The sequence below is a fragment of the Dehalobacter sp. genome, assembly GCF_030063005.1.
Lineage (GTDB): Bacteria > Bacillota > Desulfitobacteriia > Desulfitobacteriales > Syntrophobotulaceae > Dehalobacter > Dehalobacter restrictus.
Genome location: NZ_JAPDHR010000045.1, coordinates 1 through 4,437 on the forward strand (window position 1 = coordinate 1; position 4,437 = coordinate 4,437).

The window sequence follows — 4,437 nt, forward strand, 5'->3', positions numbered from 1 at the left end:
ATACATACCTGAGCTATCTGCTCATGTACATGCCGGATACAGATTATCGAAATAATCCGGAGGCTTTGGAAGAACTGATGCCTTGGTCGCCTCGAGTACAGGAAGAGTGTAAAAAATGATTCGCCGCGCCGGTTGAGGATTGCCATTATAGCTTATTTGAATTGATATTTAAAGGCACTCTGTTGTTAAGCGCTTACGAATAATAAGTTTAAAGATAGTACAATCACAATGAATACGGTTGAAAAAGTTGAAAAGGTTTGCAAACTATTTCAACCAAAATTGGAGTGGTTGCATGAATATACAAAAAGTCACAGCAGAGTATCGGCTAACACAGTGGATGCAGGTGATCCAGGAACGACAAAGCAGCGGACAAAGCATAAAAGAATTCTGCCAGGAGAAAGGTATAAGCAAACATGCCTACTTTGACGCTTACTTTTAGATTGAGGATTATCGCATCATAGTGTATACTCTTTGTGGAGCTTATCAAATAATTTAGAGTAATCGGGGGTAGTCCAATGCATAAAAAAGCATATATTATCGTGTTGATACTGGTCTTGGTACTTATTGTGCCTTATACAGCTTTTGCAGATACTGATGATGACGATGATAAACTCGTTCCTATTAATACACTTGAGTTCAACGAGATAGAAGATCTCATGCTAGCAAGAAACCCAGTAATTAAAGGAAATATGAAAAGCTTCAGTGATTCTTATGACGGCAAGAACAAGGGGATTACAGTGGCTAACGACTATTTGTCCGAATGGAATGCCAAGAACATTGCCTTTGGTACCGGTGATGGTACTAACCCTAAAGATGAGGCAGCGATCGCATATTTACTAAATGCTCAGAAAAATTTACTTTTAATGCAAAAAGCCTCCTATGAAAGTGGGGATAGTATTAATACGATAGTCAATATTCAAAAAGGGAATAATTCGCTGATTTGGGGTGTCGAAAACCTTTATATATCATATAATACTCTCATTACTCAGTTAGAAGATTCAAAGGCAAAACAATCATTGGCCGAACGACAGGTCAAGATTATTAAGATTCAAAAAGACCTCGGTATGGCCACGGAATTAGACGTGGCTAAGGCGGAAAACACGTTGTCCGAGCTTGAAATGAATATTCAAAGGATTAATGTTTCCCAAAAAGCAACGATTCAGCAGTTAAATGTGAGTTTGGCACAGGATAATAATACAGAATTAACAGTCAAAAAGGTACCTGAAGTTACAGCAGCTCAAATGCTTGCTATTGATCCTGATGCCGATTATCTTATAGCCAAGACCAAAAGTTATGATATTCAGATAGACTCTAGCTCAGATGATTCTCAAAGAAAGTTTAAGAATAGTTTTTACCAGGCTTATCAAACTGTGCTGGATAAGCAAAGAATACTTGACATAGAGCAGAGAAAACTTTTAGCTGTAGAGAGCGAATATAAGACTGCACAATTAAGTTATAAGTTAGGGAAGATTTCACTGGTACAATTCGAATCAACGAAGTGCACTTTTATTAGCCAGCAGACAGCTATTGAGACTGCAAAAAACACGCTTGCTGTAGCGTATAGAGCATATGAATGGGCTAAACTTGGGCTTATCGTAAATTCTGCTTTGTGACCAATGGGCGCTGCAGTTCTCTAACAATATTACGAGAAAGACCGATTACTTAGGTGAACGGAAAGACCTTTTTTACCACTGGCAGATTGGGCTTGCTCGACCAAAACATACGGTGATAAGGACCAAAGTCCCTTTTCTACCTCCCATTGGTCTGAAAAGACCCAAAACAATTGAACTTCAAAAGTATCTGTACTATAATGGCTTCAGCCAAAACGATAATGGCAAATCTGTCGAAAGACGGAGACGCAAAGCCACGGGTCTAACACCGAAAGGTTATGACAGCCGGGTTACCGAAAGGGGTAGATAGAATGATCCATAAGAAGATTCTGGTTTCAATTCTTTGTGTCCTGCTAATCATTGCGGTCGCTCCAACTTGTGTATTTGCTGAAACAACCACGGATGGAACCACAGTTATCGAGGATGTTTCAACGAGTGCTCCTGATACGGCCATAGAGCCCGCTACAGATTCAATAACGACTGACCCAACGACAGACACAACAACTGATTCAACGACGACTGATACAACAACAGATACACTAACAACCGATTCCACAACAATGGATTTGACCGGCCGGGCCTCAGCTGAAGATGAAGCCGGCGTAACACCGGACAGCTGGCTCTATTCAATCGAACAGATGATTGAAAGTGTCCAGGTTGCTGTAACTTTCTCTAATGAAGGAAAAGCGGAACTGCTCGTTGAGTTTGCCAATGAAAGGCTGGCCGAGGCGGAAATCATGTCCGAACAAAACCAGTTGGATTTGATGAAAAAGGCTCTGATAGCGTACTCGGATACAATAAAGAAGGCGAACTTCCAGGTGCAGCAGATGATCGAAGATACCCAAGCAGCTGAAGGTAGGAACACGACGGCTACAGATGCTACTGGGGATGATGGGACCGTCACTACTTTCACAGATGAAACAGCTGTAAATGATACTGCCGAAAAGGACACGGTCGCAGCTGACACAGAAGAGAATACGGTGATCAGCAATCTGCTTGCCAGCATTGAGCTTGTTCAAAGCGATGCAGATAAAGTCGTCTTAAAAATCAGCGGCAATCTGACAGAAGATCAGGCTGAGATCATGCAGAATATCATTAAAGCCGAAGTTCAAAACACCATTGCGATCAAAGCTTATGTGGCTGCCAAAAAAGCCTATGGGGATGCAGTGCAGCAATTTGCAGCGGCCAAAGCAGAGTTGGGTGAAGCCCGTGCTTCAGGTGACGAGGCTGCCGTTGCCGCTGCCCTGGAAAAAGTCGAACAGGCTGAACAGTACAAAAACGACATGCAGGAGCTCAGGAAAGATGTTCAGAAGATCAAAGTAGAGACGAACAAAGAAACGAAGGAAGTCTTGAAAGAGCAAACCCAAAACATAAAAGAATATAAGAAGGCCAATAAGGGCCAAGCCGTGAGCGACCAGGAAGATAGCCTGGAAGCAGGGGACGAACAGGATGCAACGGCTGTAGATAATCAGGATGTAACGGTTACTGGCGATCAGACTGCCATAGCCGATGACCAGCCTGCTTCGGATGAAACAACAGTGGATGGCACAAGTGATGAAAGTGGTGGAACAGTCAATGCTCAAAGTATTCAGAACACAGTCACGAATACCTCTTCAAATAACGGACATAACGGTAAAGGGCAAGGAAAAAGATAGGACTTTATATTTTCGATAACTGAGAATCATTCAAATAGCATAAAATGCAATGCCTCCCAAAAAGAAAACAGACAGCCACCAGGCAAATGATATGCTCCCTTCGTAGTCAATGTCATTAAGTTAAGGCCTAAAAAACACAACCATCCAGATTAAGATGGTTGTGTTTTTCTTATACATACAGGTGGGCATATAAAATTTATCAATTGTAAAAAAACACTTGACAAATAAATAAAAATCGAAGGCTTCGCCTTGAAAATGAGGACATTTTTAAGGAGGCCTTCTAAAATGAAAAAGAAAGCATATCCAGAGCAGGTACGAACTGCGCTGCACCAAGCAATACGCTCAATCACAGCAGATTTACCGGCTTGCGTGAAACGACCAGGGCAAGATTTTTCACGCGAACGGAAATTATCACTGCATACTATGCTGCTTATGCTTGTAGGCATGGGAGGCAATAGCCTTTCAAAAGAATTATATGATTGGCTGGGTTATTCGTCAGAGACTGCAACCGCTTCAGCATTTGTCCAACAGAGAGACAAAATTCGTCCAGAAGCACTGAAACTACTGTTTCACGAATTTACAAGATTAGCAGTATCGGAGAATTCATTACAAGACTACAGGCTGCTCGCTGTTGACGGTTCGGATTTGAGACTTCCGTCAAATTCAAATGATGGATTCTCCTCCATCAGGAACAGCGAAGATAGCAAAAATTACAATCTTGTGCATTTGGACGCTATGTATGACCTGATGGGCAAGGTTTATGTCGATGCATCCGTGCAACCCAAGAAAGGCATGAATGAGCATAAAGCCTTAGTATCCATGGTAGACCAGTCTGAAATCAGCGGAAATGTAATTGCAATCATGGATCGGGGATATGAGTCATTCAACAATATCGCTCATTTTCAGGAGAAATCATGGCACTATATCATCCGGGCGAAAGAATCCTATGGGATTATATCAAGGCTTTCTCTACCAAATTGCCCGGAATACGATGAAGAAATCACGTTAACCCTCACCCGGTGCCAAACCAAAGAAACGTTACCGCGTAAGCGTCAAAGACACCATCACATAGAATTGTAGCCTTGAAGATAGTACAATCACAATAAATATGGTTGAAAAAGTTGAAAAAGTTTGCACACTTTTTCAACCAAAGCGGAGTGGTTGTATGAATA

4 protein-coding genes and 1 riboswitch are annotated in these 4,437 nt (G+C 41.8%); all 4 genes read left to right on the top strand.

The window, feature by feature from the left end; translation table 11 throughout:
* Window positions 1–292 precede the first annotated feature (292 nt).
* The 4 genes from tnpA to OKX56_RS11905 all read left to right on the top strand — a co-directional run bounded on the left by tnpA (window position 293) and on the right by OKX56_RS11905 (window position 4,345).
* Complete coding sequence (gene tnpA / locus OKX56_RS11890) at window positions 293–439, top strand: IS66 family insertion sequence element accessory protein TnpA (RefSeq protein ID WP_199269239.1); 147 nt, start codon at window positions 293–295, stop codon at window positions 437–439.
* 76 nt (window positions 440–515) lie between these two features.
* A complete protein-coding gene (locus OKX56_RS11895) occupies window positions 516–1,613 on the top strand; it encodes a TolC family protein (RefSeq protein ID WP_158208561.1) in 1,098 nt (365 codons plus the stop codon).
* A gap of 210 nt (window positions 1,614–1,823) precedes the next feature.
* Window positions 1,824–1,908, top strand: a riboswitch (cyclic di-GMP riboswitch).
* Between the two features lie 13 nt (window positions 1,909–1,921).
* Window positions 1,922–3,265: a DUF5667 domain-containing protein gene (locus tag OKX56_RS11900; protein WP_287896528.1), complete on the top strand. Its 1,344-nt coding sequence runs from the start codon at window positions 1,922–1,924 to the stop codon at window positions 3,263–3,265.
* A 285-nt stretch (window positions 3,266–3,550) separates the two neighbouring features.
* The gene (locus tag OKX56_RS11905; RefSeq protein WP_287896530.1) at window positions 3,551–4,345 is read left to right on the top strand and encodes a transposase; all 795 of its coding nucleotides are present in this window, start codon (window positions 3,551–3,553) and stop codon (window positions 4,343–4,345) included.
* Window positions 4,346–4,437 lie beyond the last annotated feature (92 nt).